Genomic DNA, 19604 nt, shown 5'->3' on the forward strand with positions numbered 1-19604 from the left:
GGAACCGATTGGTTTCCGGCCACCCCGGCGGCCTTTTTGTGCGCCGCCCCGGAAGCGACAGATCCGCCGGAATCGGTCGGCGGACGGAAACCCTCGGCAGTGCGTGCCCGTGCGGAATGAAAAACGCCGTAGGGCCCGCAGCCAAACAGCTGCGGGCCCTACGGCGTCCGAGAAAAGCGGCGGCAGCCTACTCCTCCCGGCGAAGACTCAGCTTCAGCTCCTTGAGACGGCCGAGCAGCCCATTGATGAAGGCCGGCGACTCGTCCGTGGAGAATTCCTTGGCGAGCTGGACGGCCTCGTCCAGAACGACCGCGTCGGGCGTTCCGTCGACCCAGACGAGTTCGTACGCGCCAAGACGCAGGATGTTCCGGTCGACGACGGGCATCCGGTCGAGCGTCCATCCGACGGCGTACTGCGAGATCAGCTCGTCGATGCGGGAAGCGTGGTTCTCGTACCCCTCGACGAGCTCCATCGTGTACTCGCTGACCGGCGGCTGCCGGGTGTCGGAGCGCGCGTGGCGCACCCAGTCCGCGAGGACCGTCAGGACGTCTGCACCGCGCTGGTCGGCCTCGAAGAGGATCTGGAAGGCACGCTTGCGGGCCGTGTTACGGGCGGCCACGGTTAGCTGTTCACCCGGCCGAGGTAGCTGCTGTCGCGGGTGTCGACCTTGATCTTCTCGCCGGTGGTGATGAAGAGCGGCACGTTGATCTGGTGGCCGGTCTCCAGGATGGCGGGCTTGGTGCCACCGGTGGAGCGGTCGCCCTGGACGCCCGGCTCGGTCTCCTGGATGGTGAGCTCGACGGCGGCGGGCAGCTCGACGAAGAGGACCGAGCCCTCGTGCTGCGCGACGGTGGCCGTGAAGCCCTCGATCAGGAAGTTCGCGGCGTCGCCGACGGCCTTCTTGTCGATGTGCAGCTGGTCGTAGGTCTCCATGTCCATGAAGACGAAGTACTCGCCGTCCATGTAGGAGAACTGCATGTCGCGCTTGTCGATCGTGGCCGTGTCGACCTTGACGCCGGCGTTGAACGTCTTGTCGACAACCTTGCCGGAGAGCACGTTCTTGAGCTTGGTGCGCACGAAGGCCGGGCCCTTGCCGGGCTTGACGTGCTGGAACTCGACGACGGACCAGAGCTGGCCGCCTTCGAGCTTGAGCACCAGGCCGTTCTTGAGGTCGTTCGTGGAAGCCACGGTTGCGGAATCTCCTGGACTGACGTGGACGACGCCGGGGCACGCGCCGCGGTGGGTACCGCTAGAGCGCGAGCAGCTCCTTGGTCGTAATGGTGAGTAGCTCGGGTCCGCCGTCCGCTTCGCAGCGGACGACGAGCGTGTCATCGATCCGGACCCCGCCCCGGCCCGGGAGGTGGACCCCCGGTTCGACGGTGACCGGCACGCAAGCGTCCAGTTTACCCATGGCCGCGGGCGCCAACTGCGGGTCCTCGTCGATTTCGAGTCCGACGCCGTGTCCGATGCGCGGAGCGAGCCCGTCCGCGTAGCCCGCGGCATCCAGTACGTGGCGTGCCGCGCGGTCCACGTCACGGCAGGCGGCACCGGGGGTCAGGGCCTCGCGACCGGCCCGCTGAGCGGCGAAGACGAGGTCGTACAGCTCGATCTGCCAGTCCGCGGGTGAGGTGCCGATGACGAAAGTGCGGCCGATCTCGCTGCGGTAGCCGCGGTAGCAGGAGCCCAGACAGACGGAGAGGAAGTCGCCCTCCTCGACGCGCCGGTCGGTGGGCCGGTGCCCGCCGCGGCCCGAGTTCGGCCCGGTGCCGACGGAGGTCGCGAAGGCCGGTCCGTCGGCCCCGTGGTCCACGAGACGGCGCTCAAGCTCCAGCGCGAGGTGCCGCTCGGTGCGCCCCACGAGGATCGACTCGAGCAGTTCCCCCAGCGCCTGGTCGGCGATCTCGGCGGCGATCCGCAGACAGGAGATCTCCTCCTCGTCCTTCACGAGCCGCAGCTGCTCCACGCCCTGCCCGAGGTCCGTCAGGCGCACCCCCGGCGCGACGGAGGCCAGCGCGTGGTGCCGGGCCACGGTGAGGTGGTGCTCCTCCACGGCCAGCGTCTCGGCCCCCTGCGCCGCGGCCTGCCCCGCCCCCACGACGGCCGGATCGCCCCCGGGCGTCGCGAGCACATGCGCCCGCAGCCCCGCGTCGGCCAGCTCCGTCCCCGGCTCCTCCCCCGGCGGCCGCCCACACACCAAGACGTCCTCGGTCCGCCCGAGCAGCAGCACGGCTCCGCTCGGCGCCGCACCCGCGAGATAGCGCACATTGGCGGGCCGCGACACCAGCGCGGCCGCGCTCCCACCCCCCGCACAGCGCTCCCTGAGCCGCTCCCTGCGCGCGGCGTACACCTCTGACATGGGGCGAGCCTATGAGCGCGGAAGCGGTACGGCCGGTTCAGCGCGTCCGGACGGGCGGTGGCGGCTGCGCGCCGGGCGGTGGGGGCGGCGCGGCTGGCGGTGGGGGCGGCGCGGCTGGCGGTGGGGGCGGCGCGACCGGCGCGGGGCGTGCGGGACTTCCGGCGGGCGAGTGGTGGCTCCCTCTCACCCGTGCGACGCGGGCGACGTCCGGGTGCTCAGGTGTCGCAGCCGACCCCGTCGCCGTCGCGGTCGAGGTGGCGGCCGTAGCCCGGCTCGCCGCGATGCACGGGTGCCGCGCCCGCCGCTCGGGCCGCCGCGCAGTTCTCGTAGTGGACGGCCCCGCCGCCGGAACCGCCGCCGGAACCGTCGTCGCCCGAACCACCCGGCTCGTCGTCGCCCGAGCCGCTGCCGGGGGGCCGCACCGTGACGGTCGCCTTCACCGTCTTCGTCGTGCGCACCGTGACGGTGTCCGCCGGTTCGGGCGTGGCCTTCTCCGTCCTGGCCTTTGGGGTCACCGTCGTGGTCGCCGTGACCGTGGGCCGTGCGGCGGCCTCCGTGGACTTCTTGTCGCCCTCGGGCTCATTGCCGCTGGCTCCCGCTCCGATGCCGATCAGGAACGCGACGGCGAGAGCGGGGATCACGAAGCGCTTTCGCGCCCACTTGGGCGCGGTGCGGGGTGTGCCGGGTGGTGTGACGTGCGGAGTGGTCATCTCGTCCCCCGAGGACTGATACCGCTGGGCCCCGACCGTAGCGCCGGTGCGTCCGGCGCGTAGGAGCTTCGGGGGTGGGGGTGACCTACTCGTGACGTGTGAACCGTACGGCTGAGGCCACCGCTACCGTCACGCGCGCTCCGGCGCCCTCACCACTGGGGCGGGCTCGCGATCGCGCGGGCCAGGACGTCGTCCAGGAGGCGGGCCGTCGCCGGGACGTCGAGCTGGGAGTTGTCGATGATCGGCAGCCCCGAGCCGTACCACCCGGCCATGCGGCCGTGGATGCGGGCGACCTCTTCGTCCGTGAGGCGGCGGTTGCCGCTGCGCTGGGCGTTGCGCTCCAGGACGACCTCAAGACCGGGGAGCAGGACGACGGGCAGCAGACCGGGGCCGACGTGCCGCTTCCAGCCGCCGAGGCCGACCACGGGCCGGTCGGGGAAGACGGCGTCGTCGAGGATGCAGGAGATGCCGTTGGCCAGGAAGTTCCGCGCGGCGAAGCCACAGGTGCGGCGGGCCAGGCGGTACTGCGCCTCGGAGTGGTCGTTCCAGCCCGACTGGGGGTCGGCGAAGCCCGAGCGCACCCATTCGCGCACGTCGTCGAGGCTGATGTGGGACGTCGGCACGCGCCGGTGCTCGGCCCAGAACTTCGCGACGCTGGTCTTGCCCGCGCCCGCGGGGCCGATGAGGAGCACGGCGAGCGTGGTGGAGCCCGTGTCGGCCCGGGCCGTGCCGGGCGGCGGGCTCGGCATGGCGACGGGGCCGCCGGGCGGTAGCTGGATGTGGCCGGTGGTGTCACGGGCGGGCGGCGGGGCCGCGGGGGCGTGGTGCGCGGCGGGGCCGGTCTGGGCGTGCCCGGTGGCCGCGGGGTGCGGGGCGTGACCTGGGGCGTGCGGGGCGGGCGCGTGCGATGCCGGACCAGGAGCGTGCGGAGCCTGCGGGGCCGGCCCCGGGGCATGCGGAGCCTGGGGAGCCGGTCCCGGGCCGTGCGGCGCACCCGGCACATGCGGAGCCGGTGCGTGCGGTGCACCCGGTGCGTGCGAGGCGCCCGGCGCCCCGGGCACGTGCGGCGGAGGGGAGCCCGGAGCCGCACCCGGCGGCGGACCGCTCGGGTGGTGTGCGGCCGGGGACCAGCCGGTGGCCGGTCCGTGCCCCGGCTGAGGGGGCGGCGGCAGCGGAGACCCCACTGCGTGCTGCATCCGGTGCCACTCCGTCTCGTACGACTGCTGATGCGGGCGGCAGCCGGGGCCACCCTTACCGAACGGTACCGTCCCCGGCCGACGTTGTGTGAACGGCCGGGGCGGCCGAGAAGTGCCCATGGCTGATTCGGTCCGCCCCGAACAGGGCGGATCGGGCGGTCAGTCGGCGACTTCCCCGTACGCGGCGAGCAGCACCGCCGGGTCCGGGCCCTCCAGGACGGTGGGCTTGGCGAGACCGTCGAGGACGATGAAGCGCAGCAGGTCACCGCGGGACTTCTTGTCGACCTTCATGGTCTCCAGGAGCTTGGGCCACTGGTCGTAGCGGTAGCTCAGCGGCAGCCCGACGGACTCCAGGACGGTGCGGTGACGGTCGGCGGTCGCGTCGTCAAGGCGGCCCGCCAGGCGGCCGAGTTCGGCCGCGAAGTGCATGCCGATGGCGACGGCGGCGCCGTGCCGCCACTTGTAGCGCTCGTTCTTCTCGATGGCGTGCGCCAGCGTGTGACCGTAGTTGAGGATCTCGCGCAGGCCCGACTCCTTCAGGTCACCGGAGACGACCTCCGCCTTGACCTGAATAGAACGTTCGATCAACTCAGCCGTGTGAGGTCCCGCCGGCGTGCGGGCGCCCTCCGGGTCGGCCTCGATGAGGTCGAGGATGGCCGGGTCCGCGATGAAGCCCGCCTTGATGATCTCCGCGAGCCCGGAGACGTAGTCGTGCACCGGCAGCGAGTCGAGCGCCGCCAGGTCGCAGAGCACACCCGCGGGCGGGTGGAAGGAGCCCACCAGGTTCTTGCCCTCGGCGGTGTTGATGCCGGTCTTCCCGCCGACCGCCGCGTCGACCATGGCGAGCACGGTCGTCGGCACAGCGATCCACCGCACCCCGCGCAGCCAGGTCGCGGCCACGAATCCGGCCAGGTCGGTGGTGGCACCGCCGCCGACGCCCACGATCACGTCGGTGCGCGTGAAGCCGGACTGGCCGAGCGCCTTCCAGCAGTACGCGGCGACCTCGGCGGTCTTGGCCTCCTCGGCGTTGGGCACCTGCACGGCCACGGCCTCGTACCCCTGGTCGGCCAGGTCCTGGCGCAGCGCGTCGCCGGTCTCGGCGAGCGACTCGGGGTGAATGACGGCGACCCGCTTGGCGGAGTCGCCGATCAGGGCGCCGAGTTCACCGAGCAGCTGCCGCCCGACGAGCACCTCGTACGGCTCGGTGCCCGCCGTGCCGCCGACGTGGATGCGCGTCACTGCCTCGCTCATGCTTCCTTCAACTCCAGTGCGTCGAGGACCGCTTCCGCGACCTCTTCGGGGGTGCGGTCGTCCGTGGCGACGACGGCGCGGGCGACTTCTTCGTACAGATGGCGGCGCGCGTCCATCAGCTCGCGCCACTGCTTGCGCGGGTTGACCAGGAGCAGCGGGCGGGCGGCGTTGAGCCCGACCCGGCGGACCGCCTCCTCGACGTCCATCGCGAGGTAGACCACGGGCAGGCCGCGCAGCAGCGCGCGCGTGCCCTCGTCGAGGATCGCGCCGCCGCCGAGGGCGAGGACGCCCTTGTGGTCGGCGACGGCGGTCCGCACCGCCGCGCGCTCGCGCTCGCGGAAGTACGGCTCGCCCTCGTCGAGGAAGAGGTCGGCGATCTCACGGCCCTCGGTGGCCACGATGTCGGCGTCGGTGTCCCGGTAGGCCACGCCGAGCCGGTCGGCCAGGAGCGCGCCGACCGTGGACTTGCCCGAGCCCATCGGGCCCACGAGCACGACGCGCGGCCCGGTCCCCGATCCGGTCGCGTCGGCCGTCACCGGATCTGGAGGTTGTCGAGGTACGAACGGACGTTGCGGCGGGTCTCGGGCACGCTGTCGCCGCCGAACTTCTCCGCGACCGCGTCCGCGAGCACCAGCGCCACCATGGCCTCGGCGACGATCCCGGCCGCGGGGACGGCGCAGACGTCGGAGCGCTGGTGGTGCGCCTTGGCCGCCTCGCCGGTGGCCACGTCGATGGTCGCGAGGGCGCGCGGGACGGTCGCGATGGGCTTCATCGCGGCGCGCACCCGCAGCAGCTCACCGGTGGAGAGGCCGCCCTCGGTGCCGCCGGAGCGGCCGGTGGCGCGCTTGACGCCGTCGGCGGTGGCGATGATCTCGTCGTGCGCCTTCGAGCCCGGCACCCGCGCGAGGTCGAAGCCGTCGCCGACCTCGACGCCCTTGATCGCCTGGATGCCCATGAGCGCACCCGCGAGCCGCGCGTCCAGACGCCGGTCCCAGTGCACGTGCGAGCCGAGTCCCACCGGCACGTCGTACGCGAGCACCTCGACCACACCGCCCAGGGTGTCGCCGTCCTTGTGGGCCTGGTCGATCTCCGCGACCATCGCCTTCGACGCGTCGGCGTCGAGGCAGCGCACGGGGTCGGCGTCGAGCTTCTCGACGTCGGCGGGGGTCGGGTACACGCCGTAGGGAGCCTTGGCCGCGGCCAGCTCCACGACGTGGCTGACGATCTCGATCCCGGCCGTCTCCTTCAGGTAGGAGCGGGCGACCGCGCCGAGGGCCACGCGGGCCGCGGTCTCGCGGGCGGAGGCGCGCTCCAGGATCGGCCGGGCCTCGTCGAAGCCGTACTTCTGCATGCCCGCGAGGTCGGCGTGGCCGGGCCGGGGCCGGGTCAGCGGGGCGTTGCGGGCCAGCTCGGCGAGGACGCCGGGCTCGACCGGGTCGGCCGACATGACCTGCTCCCACTTGGGCCACTCGGTGTTGCCCACCATGACCGCGACGGGCGAGCCCATGGTCAGGCCGTGCCGGACGCCGCCGATGAACGTGACCTCGTCGCGCTCGAACTTCATGCGGGCGCCGCGCCCATAGCCGAGGCGCCGCCGGGCGAGGTGGTCCGCCACCATGTCCGTGGTGATCGGGACGCCGGCCGGAAGGCCCTCCAGCGTCGCCACCAGTGCGGGTCCGTGGGACTCCCCCGCGGTCAGCCAGCGCAACCTGCTCAACGGTGCTCCTCATGCTCGCGCCTGGAACTGCTTGTCGGCGCGACCGGGTGCGCGGCCCTGGCCCGCCACCCCCGATCCTCCCACGTCCGGGGGCGTGACCCGGCGCCCGGTCCATCTGACGGACGCCGGGACGGACACCGCGACCCCGCGCACCCCGTGCGGCAGCCGTCAGCGCTCCGCGAGCGCCCGCTCCCCCGCCTTGCGCATCACGTCGAGCGGCCCGGGCGTCCGCCCCGTCATCTGCTCGACCTGCAGCACCGCCTGGTGCACCAGCAGGTCGAGCCCGCTGACGACGGCGCCGCCGTACGCCGACCAGCGCGCCGCGAGCGTCGTGGGCCAGGGGTCGTACAGCACGTCGAAGAGCGTGGTGGGCCGCTCCGGCACGACGTGGGACAGCGCGTCCGTGGTGCCCGCCGGGGTGGTCGCGATGACCAGCGGCGCGTGCAGTCCGCGCTCGGCGTCCGCCCAGTCGGCGGTGCGCACCTCGATGTCGAGCCGTTCGCCCCACTGCCGCATCTCGGCGGCGCGGGCCTCGCTGCGTACGTACGCGACGACCTCGCCGGTACAGATCCGGGCGAGCGCGGCAAGCGCGGAGGAGGCGGTGGCGCCCGCGCCGAGGATCGCGGCGGACTCGACCTGCTCGATGCCGCGCTCCCGCAGGGCGGCGACCATACCGGGGATGTCGGTGTTGTCGCCGGTGAGGCGCCCGTCGTCGGTCCGCACGACCGTGTTGACGGCCTCCACGGACGCGGCGGTGTCGCTGACCGCGTCGAGCAGCGGGATCACGGCGCGCTTCAGCGGCATCGTGAGGGAGAGCCCCGCCCACTCGGGCCCGAGCTGTTCGAAGAACCCGGGCAGCGCCTCCTCGTCGACCTCGAAACGGTCGTACGACCAGTCGGTGAGGCCGAGTTCGGCGTAGGCGGCGCGGTGCAGCACCGGGGAAAGGGAATGAGCGATGGGCGAGCCGAGTACCGCGGCCCGCCGGCCGTTGACGCTCACTGTCCGTTCTGCTCCTTCAGGTATTTCTCGCGGTTCCGGTTCTGCTCCTCGTTCGTCTCCGCGAAGAGCGTCTTGTCGGCGCTGACGGAGACGAAGTAGTACCAGTTGCCCTTGGCCGGGTGCAGCGCGGACTTGATCGCGACTTCGCCGGGGTTGCCGATCGGTCCGGGCGGCAGGCCCTTGATCTTGTAGGTGTTGTACGGGTCCTTCAGCTTGCGGAGTTCGTCGACGGAACCGATGGCCAGCTTGGACTGGCCCTTCAGGTAATTCACCGTCGAGTCGAAGTCCAGCAGGCCGTAGGTCTCGGTATTGCCGGGCTTGAGGCGGTTGTAGACGACCGTCGCGACCTTCTCGAAGTCGTGCTTGTATTTGCCCTCGGCCTGGACGAGGCTCGCCACCGTGACGACCTGGAGCGGGTTCTTCAGGCCCAGTTCCGAGGCCTGTGCCTCGATGCCCATCGCGTCGTACTTCGCGGTGGCCTCGGCCACCATCTTCCGCAGGACTTCCTTGGGCTGCTGGCCCTTGGCGACGGGATAGCTGGAGGGGTAGAGGAATCCCTCCAGGGGGTCCATGACCTCGCTGCCGATGTTCGCCGACGCCCATTTGGGCAGGCCCAGGCTGCGCCATTCCTTCTGCGCGACACCCTTCGTGGTGCCCTTCTTGAGCTTCAGCCGCTCATCGATTTCCGCGTACACACGCACATTTCGCGTGCCTTCCGGGATGATGAGGTTGTTGCGGCTCTTCGGGCTGAGCATCAATTCGACGGCGGACGCGGCCGACATCTGTTTCTTCAGGGTGTAGACGCCCGCCTGGATCTTCTGTCCGTCCGGGTTCTTTCCCTGTGCGGAGACGAATGCGTCGACGCTCTTGACGACCCCTGCGGCCTTGAGTCGATTGCCGATGTCGTAGCCGCCGGATCCCTTTTCGATGGTGACGGTGACATTCGACGCGGTGCCGTCGCCGGAATAGTCCGGGGCCGTGCCGAAACGATCCTGGTAGAACTGATAGCCGAAGTAGCCGATGCCGCCGAGGCCACCGGCGAAGACCACGGTCACGACCAGGCAGGCGCAGCCACTGCGGCGTTTCTTGGGTTTCTTGCCGCCGCGGCCGCGCCGGTCCCCGCGACCGCCGCCGCGGCCGGGCTCGTCGTCGTCCTCGTCGGCGCCGTCCGCGAAGAAGGCGTGCTCGCCCTGGTCGGGCCCGGGGTCCCAGTCCGTCTCGGGGTCCGGCTCGGGTGCGGGGCGCCGACGGCCCGGCGGCTCGGGCGGCGGGTAGGCCTCCGGCGTGCCGTAGTAGTCGGGGCGCTCCTCGGCGTAGGACCCGGGCTGCCCGCCGTAGGGGTCCACCGGGTCACCGCCGTACGGGTCCTGTCGGTGCTGCCCGGTGTCCCAGCCGCCGTCGCCGGGCTGGCCGCCCCCGCCGTACTGGGCCTGGGCGGGCGCGTATCCCTGCTGGTCATAGCCCTGCTGGTCGTAGCCCTGGGAGCCGTAGGCCTGCTGCTGGCCCGAGTTCCAGTCGCCGTAGGGGGCCTGCTGCTGCGGGTGCTGGGGCTGCTGGGCCCCCTGAGGGTGCGACTGCTGCTGCGGGTACTGCCCTTGCTGTGGGTGGGGCTGGTGGTGCGACTGCTGGGGGTGCTGCTGATGGGGCTGGTGCGGCTGCTGGGGGTGGTACTGCTCCTGGCCGCCGTAGGGGGACGAGCCGTCGGCCTGCTGTCCTCCCCATCCGCCGTCCCCGTACAACGGGTCCTCGGGATGCCACGGTTCGGAGCCTGGGCCCCGGCCATACTCAGTCATCGATCCCCTACGAGCCGCGAGGCGGGGGCCGCCGGCTGGATGTCAGGGCAACCGTTCCGCCTCTTGATGCTGTGCGGCAGCTGTTCGAACGCCGCCGCATCGCGCGGAACGTTACCGTATCGCGATCAGATGACCACTTCGACGCCCTCGCCGGGGGCCCTTCCTGACGCCCGTTCGGACTCCAGCGCCTGCTGCAGGATCACCACGGCGGCCGCCTGATCGATGACAGACCTGCCCTTTTTGGACTTCACGCCGGAGGCGCGCAGGCTCTGACTGGCCGTCACTGTGGTCATCCTCTCGTCCACGAGTCTCACCGGAACGGGCGCAATCCCGGCGGCGAGCTCCTGGGCGAAGCCGCGGACCTTCACGGCGGCCGGGCCCTCGCCCCCCTTGAGGGAGCGAGGGAGGCCGACGACGACCTCGATCGGCTCGTACTCCTCGACGAGTTGCTTGAGCCTGCGGTGGGCGGCCGGGACATCACGTCCCGGCACGGTCTCCACCGGTGTGGCGAGGATCCCGTCGGGGTCGCACGAGGCGACCCCGATCCGGGCGTCCCCGACGTCGATCGCGAGCCTGCGCCCGCGACGGATGCCTTCGGTCATCGGGGCGGGCCTCAGGCCGTCTCGGTGACGAGGCGCTCGACGGCGGCGATGGCGTCGCCGATGGCGGCCACGTTCTGGCCGCCGCCCTGGGCGACGTCCGGCTTGCCGCCGCCTCCGCCACCGAGGGTCTTGGCGGCGGTGCGCACCAGGTCACCGGCCTTGAGGCCGCGCTCACGGGCGGCTTCGTTGGTGGCGATGACCGTGAGGGGCTTGCCGTTGGCCGAGGTGAACAGGGCGACGACGGCCGGGCGGTCACTGGGGATGCGGCCGCGCACGTCGAGGACCAGCTTGCGCAGGTCGTCGGCGCCGGTGCCGTCCGGGACCTGGCCGGTGACCAGGGCGAGGCCGTGGATGTCCTTGGCGCCCTGGGCGAGACCGGCGGCGGCCTGGAGGACCTTCTCCGCGCGGAACTTCTCGATCTCCTTCTCGGCGTCCTTGAGCTTGGCGAGCATGCCGGAGATCTTCTCGGGCAGCTCCTCGGGACGGCCCTTGACCAGCTCCTGGAGCTGGGCGACGACCGTGTGCTCCTTGGCCAGGAAGTTGTACGCGTCGACGCCGACGAGGGCCTCGATGCGGCGCACACCCGAGCCGATGGAGGACTCGCCGAGCAGCTTGACCAGGCCGAGCTGGGCGGTGTTGTGCACGTGGGTACCGCCGCACAGTTCCTTGGAGAAGTCGCCGATCGTCACGACGCGCACGCGCTCGCCGTACTTCTCGCCGAACTCGGCGATGGCGCCCTGCTTCTTGGCGTCGTCGATCGACATGACCTCGGCCTGGACGTCCAGCTCGCGCGAGAGCACGTCGTTGATCTTCTGCTCGACGTCCGTCATCACGGTCGTGGGCACGGCCGACGGCGAGCCGAAGTCGAAGCGGAAGCGCCCCGGCTGGTTCTCCGAGCCGGCCTGGGCGGCCGTCGGGCCGAGCGCGTCGCGCAGCGCCTGGTGCGTGAGGTGTGTGGCGGAGTGGGCGCGGGCGATGGCGCGGCGGCGGTGGGAGTCGATCGAGGCCCACACCGGGGCGCCGACGGTGATCTCGCCGACCTGCACGACGCCCTTGTGGACGTGCACGCCAGGCACCGGCTTCTGGACGTCGCGGACCTCGACGACGGCGCCGCTGTCCAGGCGGATGCGGCCGGTGTCGCCGATCTGGCCGCCGCCCTCGGCGTAGAACGGGGTGCGGTCGAGGACGATCTCGACCTCGTCGCCCTCGGTGGCGGCGGGCGAGGAGACGCCGTCGACGAGGAGGCCGACGATGACGGCCTCGTTCTCGGTGGCCGTGTAGCCCGTGAAGTCCGTGGCGCCGGCGTTGTCGGCGATCTCGCGGTAGGCGCCGAGGTCGGCGTGGCCGGTCTTCTTGGCCTGGGCGTCGGCCTTGGCGCGCTCCCGCTGCTCCTTCATCAGGCGCCGGAAGCCGTCCTCGTCCACGGTCAGGCCCTGTTCGGCGGCCATCTCCAGGGTGAGGTCGATCGGGAAGCCCCAGGTGTCGTGGAGCAGGAACGCCTTGTCGCCGGGCAGCACCGTGGAACCGGCGGCCTTGGTGTCGGTGACGGCGGTGTCGAGGATGTTCGTGCCGCCCTTGAGGGCCTTCAGGAAGGCGGCCTCTTCGGCGAGGGCGACGGTCTCGATGCGCTTGCGCTCGGTGAGCAGCTCCGGGTACTGCTCGCCCATGGTCTTGATGACCGTGTCGACCAGCTCGGCGACGACCGGTCCGGAGGCGCCGAGCAGGCGCATGTTGCGGACGGCGCGGCGCATGATGCGGCGCAGGACATAGCCACGCCCCTCGTTGCCGGGCGTGACGCCGTCGCCGATGAGCATCACGGACGTGCGCATGTGGTCGGCGACCACGCGCAGCGAGACGTCCGAGCCGTGCTCGGCGCCGTAGCGGACGCCGGTCAGCTCGGTGGCCTTGTCCATGACGACGCGCAGGGTGTCGGTCTCGTACATGTTCTGTACGCCCTGCAGGATCATGGCGAGGCGTTCCAGGCCGAGGCCCGTGTCGATGTTCTTCGACGGCAGGTCGCCGAGGATCGGGAAGTCCTCCTTGCCCGTGCCCGCGCCGCGCTCGAACTGCATGAAGACCAGGTTCCAGATCTCCACGTAGCGCTCGTCGTTGACGGCCGGGCCGCCCTCCTCGCCGAACTCGGGGCCGCGGTCGTAGTTGATCTCCGAGCACGGGCCGCAGGGGCCGGGGACGCCCATGGACCAGAAGTTGGGGCCCATGCCCAGGCGCTGGATGCGCTCGGCGGGGACGCCGATGACGTCGCGCCAGATGCGCTCGGCCTCGTCGTCCTCCTTGTAGACCGTGATCCAGAGCTTCTCCGGGTCCAGGCCGTAACCGCCCTTGTCCTGGGGCGAGGTGAGCAGCTCCCAGGCGAGCTTGATGGCGCCTTCCTTGAAGTAGTCGCCGAAGGAGAAGTTGCCGCACATCTGGAAGAACGTGCCGTGCCGGGTGGTCTTGCCGACCTCTTCGATGTCGGGCGTGCGCACGCACTTCTGCACGCTGGTGACACGGGGGGCGGGCGGCTTGGCCTCGCCGAGGAAGTAGGGCTTGAAGGGGACCATGCCCGCGGGTACGAGGAGGAGCGTCGGGTCGTCTGCGATCAGCGACGCCGACGGCACGACCTTGTGCCCACGCTCCTCGAAGAAGCTCAGCCAGCGGCGGCGGATTTCAGCCGACTCCATCAGTGGTCCTCATTCCGGTTGTACGAGTACGTCGTGTCCGTCGACTTGGCGAGGGACTTGGGGTGCTTCTTGGTGCCGGGTTCGACGAGCGCGAAGCGACGCTGCGCGGGCAGTTCGGGGTCGACCGGGGCGTTCACACCGAGGGCTTCGCCCAGCTCGGCCTCGCGCTCGGCCATGCCGTCGCGGACGTCGAGCGCGAAGTCCTTGATCCGGTGGCCCGCTTCGAGCGCCTTGTCGGCGGCCCGGGCGGCGAGGCTCTCCGGCGTCAGCTGCTTCAGCTTGCGGTTGACCTTGGTGGTGGCCCAGACGCCGGCGGCCGCGCCCGCGGTGAACCAGAACGTACGTCGGAACATCGCTGCGTCAGTCCTTCTTCCGCTTGCCCCGCCGTGCGGACGGGAGGGTGCGGCCCACGATCACCGTACGACGGGACGGCTTGGCGGGCACTTCCTTACGACTGAGGGCCCGGCGCACTCCGTAGCCGAACGCGGCCACCTTGACCAGCGGGCCGCCGAAGGTGGAGGCCACGGTCGTGGACAGCGCCGACGCGTTCGACGTGACTTCCTGGACATCCGAGGCGATGGCGTCCACGCGGTCGATCTGGGTCTGCGCGGAGCGCACGGCCGTCGAGGCGTCGGCAAGCAGCGGCACGGCCTGCTCGGTCACGTCCGCGACGAGCTTGGTGGTCGCCCTGAGCGTCTGCGCCAGCCTCGCCAGCGCCACGGCCAGGAAGGACACCAGAATCGCCCAGAAGACGGCCACCAGGATCCCGGCCACCTCGCCACCGGACACCGCTCACCGCTCCCTGAGACATCGCCCTGGTTTCCCCGTGGATCCCAAGGTCGTCGAACGTCGAAAAGTCGTCCTCCGACCCTATCGCGCCGGGGCCCCGGCTCCGTACCGCATTACCGCACGCGGTACTTGGGCGCGGCAGTCCGCGCAAGCCCGCGGCGAACTGATTGTACGGAATGCTTACGCCTGAGTACGCTCCGTACCCCATGCGACGCTCCCAGCGCCCCGACGACCGTCGGCACGACTCCGCCCGTTCCCGCGGCTGCCCGCCCGTCGCGGGGAACCTCCCGGCCGAGCTGACCGCCTTCTTCGGGCGCACCGCCGAACTGGCGGCGCTGCCCGCGGCCTTGGCCTCGGCCCGTCTGGTGACCGTGACGGGCGTCGGCGGCGTGGGCAAGTCACGGCTCGCGGCGCGGGTGGCGGCCGCGGTCGGGCCGCGGGACGGGGCCTGGCTGGTGGAGCTCGCGGGGGTGCGTGACCCGCATCTCGTGGAGCACGCCGTGGCCGGCGCCCTGGAGCTGACGGACCACACGAGCCGCTCGCCGCGGCAGGTGCTGCTCGACCGGCTCGCGGGGCGGGAACTGCTTCTCGTCGTCGACGGGTTCGAGCACCTCGTGGACGCGACGGCGTCGCTGGTGCGTGATCTGCTGCTGCGCTGCCCGGGGCTGCGGGTGCTCGCGGCGGGCCGCAGGCCGCTCGGCACGGCCGGTGAGCGGGTGCTGCCGCTCGCGCCGATGCCGGAGCCGGACGCGGCCGCGCTGTTCACCGACCGGGCGGCGGCGTGCCTGCCGGGCTTCGCGCCGGACGGGCGCGACCTCGCCGACGTGCGGGAGCTGTGCCGCCGTCTCGACGGGATCCCGCTCGCCCTGGAGCTGGCGGCGGGGCGGCTGCGGGTGCTTTCCCCGGGGCAGCTCCTGGCCCGCCTCGACGACCGGTTCCGGCTGCTCGCCGGTACGCGACGCGATGTGCCGCCGCGCCATCAGACCCTGCGGACCGCGATCGGCTGGAGCCATGAGCTGTGCACGGCGCGGGAGCGGCTCCTGTGGGCGCGGCTCTCCGTCTTCTCCGGGCCGTTCGACCTGGAGTCGGTCGAGTACGTGTGCAGCGGTGACGGGCTGCACGAGGACGACATCCTGGACGTGCTCGACGAGTTGCTCGCGCAGTCGCTGGTCTCCCGTGAGGAGAGCCCGACGGGGGTGCGCTACCGGATGCTCGACACGGTCCGGGCGTACGGCTCGGAGTGGCTGGAGGCGACCGGCGACGCGGCGCGGATGCGGCGCAGGCACCGCGACTGGTACATGGGGCTCGCCACCTGGTGCGAGCTGGACTGGTTCTCGCCCCGGCAGGCGGAGGTGGCCACGCTCGTCGAGTGCGAGCTGCCCAATCTGCGCACGGCCCTGGAGTTCTGTCTGACCGAGCCGGACGAGACGCACCTGGGGCAGTATCTGGCGGGCACGCTGTGGTTCTGCTGGGTGGGCTGCGGGCGCCTCGCGGAGGGCAGGCACTGGCTGGAGCGGGCCGTAGAGCTGGAGGGCGCGCACGAGGAGTCGCGGCTGAAGGCGCTGTGGGTGCTCGGGTACGTGGCGATCCTCCAGGGCGACACGGTGCCCGCGCTGTGCGCGCTCCAGGAGTGCAAGGACACGGCGGAGCGCACCGGCAGCGCGGTCGCGGAGGCGTACGCGGTGCACCGACTGGGCTGTCTGGCGCTGGTCACGGACGACATGCCGCGCGCGGAGCGGCTGCTGCGCACGGCGCTCGACCAGTACCGGCGGATCGGGGAGCTGAACAGCAACGTCCTGATGGGCCAGGTCGAGCTGGCGATGGCGATGGCCTTCCAGGGGGAGCTCGGGGACGCGGTGGAGCTGTGCGAGGACGCGCGCCAGGTCTGCGAGGACCACGGGGAGCGCTGGGCACTGGCGTACGCCCTGTACGTCCTGGGTTACGCGGCCTGGACGCACGGCGAGCACGGGCGGGCGTGGGACCTGGTCACGCGGTGTCTGGACCTGGACCACGCCTTCCACGACCTGCTCGGCACGGTGCTCGCCGTCGAGCTGCTCGCGCTGTTCACGGTGGCGGAGGGCGACGCGGCGGAGGCGGCGGTGCTGCAGGGTGCCGCGGCGCGGATCTGGCCGTCGGTCGGACTGCCGCTGTTCGGCTCGGAGCACTTCGGCGGGCCGCACGTCCTGTGCGAGGCGCAGGCGCGGGAGCGGCTCGGTGACGAGCGGTACGAGGCGTGTGTGCGGGCGGGCGCCGAGCTGAGCCCCGAGGTGGCGGTCTCGCGGGCGCTGCGCCGGTGCGCGGAGGTGACCGGGACGCGCCGCCCCGGCCGCGGCGAGGGGCCGGTGCCGCCGGGGGCCCCGGAAACGCGCGAACCCGCCGTCTCCCCGACCACGCGGGGCGGGGAGACGGCGGGCTGAAGCAGGTGAGGCTACGTCCGGGTCAGCGGGCGTAGTACTCGACGACGAGCTGCTCGTCGCAGATCACGGGGATCTCCTTGCGGTTCGGCTCGCGGTCCAGGCGGAAGGCCAGGGCCTTCAGGTTCACCTGGAGGTAGCGCGGGGTCTCGCCGTCGGCGGCGAAGCCACCCTCGCGCGCGACCTCGAACAGCGGCTTCTGGCGGCTGCGCTCGCGGACCATGACGACGTCGTCCGGCTTCACGCGGAAGGACGGCTTGTCGACCTTCTGGCCGTTGACCTCGATGTGGCCGTGGACGACCATCTGGCGGGCCTGGTAGATCGTGCGGGCGATGCCCGAACGCAGAACCAGGGCGTCGAGACGACGCTCCAGCTCGATCACCAGGGCCTCACCGGTCTTGCCCTGGGTCTTGGCGGCACGCTCGTAGGCGCGGACGAGCTGACGCTCGGACACGTCGTACTGCGCACGCAGACGCTGCTTCTCGAGCAGACGGACCTTGTAGTCCGAGTTCTGCTTGCGGCCGCGGCCGTGCTCGCCCGGCGGGTAGGGGCGGGCCTCGAAGTACTTGACGGCCTTCGGGGTCAGCGCGATGCCGAGCGCACGCGACTTCTTGACCTTGGGGCGGGACTGGTTCGGCATGAACCAAACACCTCTGTTTTCTGTACGGAATCGGCTTCACCAGGGTTAGGGGAGGTCGCATCCGCAGCCTGGGAAACCAGATGGGTCCGGTCGGTCGGACTCACCTGGCAGCCGTTCCCTGGTCTGGGCACTATGTGCAGCACGCGAGTGGCCCACCGACCGTGTCCCGGGATCCGGGAGGGTGGTGGGCTGCCCGCGACACCTTCGACGGTGCGCGACGCTCCTGGAACTTCCCCGCCCGGGGGCGGGGGCTCCGGCTGGATGTCCCGTTCTGGTGGTGCCGGTACGAGACCGGACACGGGACGCAGCACTTCGAGGGATTCTACAGGGCGGTCGGGACCGCTTGCGACACAGGGCCGTCAGGGGCGCTTGCGGCCCAGGTGCTTCCTGGTCCACTCGACGGCGTCGGCGTACCGGGCCTCGGCGCCGTGCCGGGTGGGGGTGTAGTACTCGCGGTCGCGCAGGGCCTCCGGGGCGTACTCCTGTGCGGCGATGCCCTCGGGCAGGTCGTGCGGATACACATAGCCCTGGGCGTGCCCCAGCTTGGCCGCGCCCTTGTAGTGGCCGTCGCGCAGGTGGGGTGGGACCGGGCCCGCGTGGCCCTTGCGGACGTCGTCGAGGGCGGCGCCTATGGCCGTGGTCGCGGCGTTCGACTTCGGGGCCAGGGCGAGGGCGATGGTGGCATGGCTGAGGGTGAGGGCCGCCTCCGGGAAGCCGATCATGGCGACGGCCTGGGCGGCGGCAACGGCGGTGGGCAGGGCCGTCGGGTCGGCGAGGCCGATGTCCTCGCTGGCCGAGATCATCAGGCGGCGCGCGATGAACCGGGGGTCCTCGCCCGCCTCGATCATGCGGGCCAGATAGTGCAGGGCCGCGTCCACGTCCGAGCCGCGGATGGACTTGATCAGGGCGCTCGCGACGTCGTAGTGCTGGTCTCCGGCGCGGTCGTACTTGACGGCCGCACGGTCGACGGACTCCTCCAGGGTCTGGAGCGTGATCTCCTGCTCGCCCTTGGAGAGGGCCGAGCCCGCGCCCGCTTCGAGGGCGGTGAGCGCGCGGCGGGCGTCGCCGCCCGCGATCCGCAGGAGGTGCTCCTCGGCGTCCTCGGGCAGGGAGACGGCGCCGCCGAGGCCGCGCTCGTCGGTGAGGGCCCGCTTCAGGAGTCCGCGCAGGTCGTCGTCCGTGAGCGGTTCGAGGGTGAGCAGCAGGGAGCGGGACAGGAGCGGGGAGATCACGGAGAAGTACGGGTTCTCCGTCGTCGCGGCGATCAGCGTCACCCAGCGGTTCTCGACGGCGGGCAGCAGGGAGTCCTGCTGGGCCTTGCTGAAGCGGTGGATCTCGTCGAGGAAGAGGACGGTCTCCTTGCCGTGGCCGCCGAGGGCGCGGCGGGCGCCGTCGATGACCGCGCGGACCTCCTTGACGCCCGCGGTGATCGCGGAGAGCTCCACGAAGCGCTTGTTCGTCGCCTTGGAGACGACGTACGCCAGGGTGGTCTTGCCGATGCCGGGCGGGCCCCAGAGGAACACCGACGATGCTCCGGCGGGGCCGCCGCTGCCTTCGACTAGTCGGCGCAGCGGCGATCCGGGCCGGAGCAGATGCTGCTGTCCGACGACTTCGTCGAGGGTACGCGGGCGCATCCGGACGGCCAGGGGACTGCTGGACGGGTCCTTCTCCTGGCGGTCTTCGGCTGCGGCGGTGAACAGGTCGGGCTCCACGTCGAAAACCCTATGCCACCCCACTGACAACCGGCCCCGGCCGCCTCAGACCCAGAGGTCGGAGCCCCAGCGCGTGAGGATCAGCATCGCGATGATCCCGATGTGCACGACCGGCAGGGCCCAGGAGAAGTCCTCGAAGAAGGTCTTCAGCCAGCCCGGCGCGGGCAGGAAGCCCTGGCGGACGTTGAAGGCCGTGACGTACCAGAACATCAGGATCGTGGCGACCCAGGCCAGGCAGCACCACAGGCACAGCGCGTTGATGCGGTACAGCGACTGGAACTGCAACCAGGTGCAGAAGCCGACGCCGAAGAGCGTGCCCGCGTTGAAGGTGAGCCAGTACCAGCGCGGGAAGCGGGCGCGGCCGAGCAGGCTCATGCCGACACCGATCACGACGGCATACGCGGCGAGGCCCAGCATCGGGTTCGGGAAGCCGAACGCCTCCGCCTGGTCGCTCTTCATGATGCTGCCGCAGGCCACGACCGGGTTGATGCTGCAGCCCGGCTGGAAGTTCGGGTCCTTCAGGAGCTCGAACTTGTCGAGCGTGATGACCCAGGAGGCGAGCAGCCCGGCGGCTCCGGTGATCACCAGGAGCAGCGCCAGCGCCCTGCTGCCGCCGACGGCCCCCGGCGCGTCCTCGTGGTCCTGGCCGGCCGCGGCGCCGTCCTTCACTGGCTGCTTCACCGAGGTGGGTTTACTCATCACGCCGTTCCGTCGCTCGTGGTGGCCTGCGGGCAGGGACATTGT

General features: G+C 71.7%; 18 protein-coding genes. 1 reads left to right on the top strand and 17 read right to left on the bottom strand.

The annotated features are described in order from the left end of the window. Nucleotides 1-187: 187 nt before the first annotated feature. The 14 genes from nusB to ACZ6AA_RS22060 all read right to left on the bottom strand — a co-directional run bounded on the left by nusB (nt 188) and on the right by ACZ6AA_RS22060 (nt 14094). On the bottom strand, nt 188-619 hold the full coding sequence (gene nusB, locus ACZ6AA_RS21995; protein ID WP_471459553.1) for a transcription antitermination factor NusB: 432 nt from the start codon (nt 617-619) through the stop codon (nt 188-190). Between the two features lie 2 nt (nt 620-621). Then, on the bottom strand, nt 622-1188 hold the full coding sequence (efp, locus tag ACZ6AA_RS22000; protein WP_468453269.1) for an elongation factor P: 567 nt from the start codon (nt 1186-1188) through the stop codon (nt 622-624). A gap of 61 nt (nt 1189-1249) precedes the next feature. After that, the gene (locus tag ACZ6AA_RS22005) at nt 1250-2356 is read right to left on the bottom strand and encodes an aminopeptidase P family protein (protein WP_468453267.1); all 1107 of its coding nucleotides are present in this window, start codon (nt 2354-2356) and stop codon (nt 1250-1252) included. A gap of 215 nt (nt 2357-2571) precedes the next feature. Next, a complete protein-coding gene (locus ACZ6AA_RS22010) occupies nt 2572-3066 on the bottom strand; it encodes an excalibur calcium-binding domain-containing protein (RefSeq protein WP_471459556.1) in 495 nt (164 codons plus the stop codon). 149 nt (nt 3067-3215) lie between these two features. Further along, on the bottom strand, nt 3216-4262 hold the full coding sequence (locus ACZ6AA_RS22015; protein ID WP_468480720.1) for an AAA family ATPase: 1047 nt from the start codon (nt 4260-4262) through the stop codon (nt 3216-3218). A gap of 159 nt (nt 4263-4421) precedes the next feature. Next, nucleotides 4422-5513, bottom strand: coding sequence for a 3-dehydroquinate synthase (gene aroB / locus ACZ6AA_RS22020; protein ID WP_468453262.1), 1092 nt, complete (start codon nt 5511-5513; stop codon nt 4422-4424). Further along, a complete protein-coding gene (locus ACZ6AA_RS22025) occupies nt 5510-5992 on the bottom strand; it encodes a shikimate kinase (protein ID WP_468453509.1) in 483 nt (160 codons plus the stop codon). The genes aroB and ACZ6AA_RS22025 overlap by 4 nt, the downstream gene beginning before the upstream one ends. A 53-nt stretch (nt 5993-6045) precedes the next feature. After that, nucleotides 6046-7230 carry a chorismate synthase gene (gene aroC, locus ACZ6AA_RS22030; protein ID WP_468453260.1) on the bottom strand — a complete coding sequence of 395 codons (1185 nt, stop codon included), beginning with the start codon at nt 7228-7230 and terminating at the stop codon, nt 6046-6048. A 168-nt stretch (nt 7231-7398) separates the two neighbouring features. Then, nucleotides 7399-8229: a shikimate dehydrogenase gene (locus ACZ6AA_RS22035; protein WP_468453258.1), complete on the bottom strand. Its 831-nt coding sequence runs from the start codon at nt 8227-8229 to the stop codon at nt 7399-7401. Next, the gene (gene mltG, locus ACZ6AA_RS22040; protein ID WP_468453256.1) at nt 8226-10022 is read right to left on the bottom strand and encodes an endolytic transglycosylase MltG; all 1797 of its coding nucleotides are present in this window, start codon (nt 10020-10022) and stop codon (nt 8226-8228) included. The genes ACZ6AA_RS22035 and mltG overlap by 4 nt, the downstream gene beginning before the upstream one ends. Before the next feature lie 125 nt (nt 10023-10147). Further along, the gene (gene ruvX, locus ACZ6AA_RS22045) at nt 10148-10612 is read right to left on the bottom strand and encodes a Holliday junction resolvase RuvX (protein WP_468453507.1); all 465 of its coding nucleotides are present in this window, start codon (nt 10610-10612) and stop codon (nt 10148-10150) included. Between the two features lie 23 nt (nt 10613-10635). After that, complete coding sequence (gene alaS, locus ACZ6AA_RS22050) at nt 10636-13305, bottom strand: alanine--tRNA ligase (RefSeq protein WP_468453254.1); 2670 nt, start codon at nt 13303-13305, stop codon at nt 10636-10638. After that, nucleotides 13305-13658, bottom strand: a complete 354-nt coding sequence (locus tag ACZ6AA_RS22055; RefSeq protein WP_468453252.1) for a DUF6167 family protein — start codon at nt 13656-13658, stop codon at nt 13305-13307. The genes alaS and ACZ6AA_RS22055 overlap by 1 nt, the downstream gene beginning before the upstream one ends. Before the next feature lie 7 nt (nt 13659-13665). Further along, a complete protein-coding gene (locus ACZ6AA_RS22060; protein ID WP_468453250.1) occupies nt 13666-14094 on the bottom strand; it encodes a DUF948 domain-containing protein in 429 nt (142 codons plus the stop codon). A gap of 206 nt (nt 14095-14300) precedes the next feature. On the opposite strand from ACZ6AA_RS22060, the gene ACZ6AA_RS22065 reads away from it, so the two are divergent. After that, entirely contained in the window at nt 14301-16511 is a 2211-nt protein-coding gene (locus tag ACZ6AA_RS22065; protein ID WP_471459560.1) for an ATP-binding protein, read from the top strand. Between the two features lie 22 nt (nt 16512-16533). Here the strand turns inward: ACZ6AA_RS22065 and rpsD are convergent, their stop codons facing one another. The 3 genes from rpsD to ACZ6AA_RS22080 all read right to left on the bottom strand — a co-directional run bounded on the left by rpsD (nt 16534) and on the right by ACZ6AA_RS22080 (nt 19559). Beyond that, a complete protein-coding gene (gene rpsD / locus ACZ6AA_RS22070; protein ID WP_030360491.1) occupies nt 16534-17148 on the bottom strand; it encodes a 30S ribosomal protein S4 in 615 nt (204 codons plus the stop codon). Nucleotides 17149-17507: 359 nt separating this feature from the next. Beyond that, the gene (locus tag ACZ6AA_RS22075; protein WP_468453246.1) at nt 17508-18860 is read right to left on the bottom strand and encodes a replication-associated recombination protein A; all 1353 of its coding nucleotides are present in this window, start codon (nt 18858-18860) and stop codon (nt 17508-17510) included. 45 nt (nt 18861-18905) lie between these two features. Beyond that, the gene (locus ACZ6AA_RS22080; protein ID WP_468453244.1) at nt 18906-19559 is read right to left on the bottom strand and encodes a vitamin K epoxide reductase family protein; all 654 of its coding nucleotides are present in this window, start codon (nt 19557-19559) and stop codon (nt 18906-18908) included. Nucleotides 19560-19604: the final 45 nt, after the last annotated feature.

The organism is Streptomyces sp. NPDC040610 (genome assembly GCF_055594065.1).

What these genes read in the sequence shown, in the direction of transcription:
- ACZ6AA_RS22005 (WP_468453267.1), bottom strand. Translation starts at nt 2,356, where the DNA reads ATGTCAGAGGTGTACGCCGCGCGCAGGGAGCGGCTCAGGGAGCGCTGT.
- ACZ6AA_RS22010 (WP_471459556.1), bottom strand. Translation starts at nt 3,066, where the DNA reads ATGACCACTCCGCACGTCACACCACCCGGCACACCCCGCACCGCGCCC.
- ACZ6AA_RS22015 (WP_468480720.1), bottom strand. Translation starts at nt 4,262, where the DNA reads ATGCAGCACGCAGTGGGGTCTCCGCTGCCGCCGCCCCCTCAGCCGGGG.
- aroB (WP_468453262.1), bottom strand. Translation starts at nt 5,513, where the DNA reads ATGAGCGAGGCAGTGACGCGCATCCACGTCGGCGGCACGGCGGGCACC.
- ACZ6AA_RS22025 (WP_468453509.1), bottom strand. Translation starts at nt 5,992, where the DNA reads ATGGGCTCGGGCAAGTCCACGGTCGGCGCGCTCCTGGCCGACCGGCTC.
- mltG (WP_468453256.1), bottom strand. Translation starts at nt 10,022, where the DNA reads ATGACTGAGTATGGCCGGGGCCCAGGCTCCGAACCGTGGCATCCCGAG.
- alaS (WP_468453254.1), bottom strand. Translation starts at nt 13,305, where the DNA reads ATGGAGTCGGCTGAAATCCGCCGCCGCTGGCTGAGCTTCTTCGAGGAG.
- ACZ6AA_RS22055 (WP_468453252.1), bottom strand. Translation starts at nt 13,658, where the DNA reads ATGTTCCGACGTACGTTCTGGTTCACCGCGGGCGCGGCCGCCGGCGTC.
- ACZ6AA_RS22065 (WP_471459560.1), top strand. Translation starts at nt 14,301, where the DNA reads ATGCGACGCTCCCAGCGCCCCGACGACCGTCGGCACGACTCCGCCCGT.
- rpsD (WP_030360491.1), bottom strand. Translation starts at nt 17,148, where the DNA reads ATGCCGAACCAGTCCCGCCCCAAGGTCAAGAAGTCGCGTGCGCTCGGC.
- ACZ6AA_RS22080 (WP_468453244.1), bottom strand. Translation starts at nt 19,559, where the DNA reads ATGAGTAAACCCACCTCGGTGAAGCAGCCAGTGAAGGACGGCGCCGCG.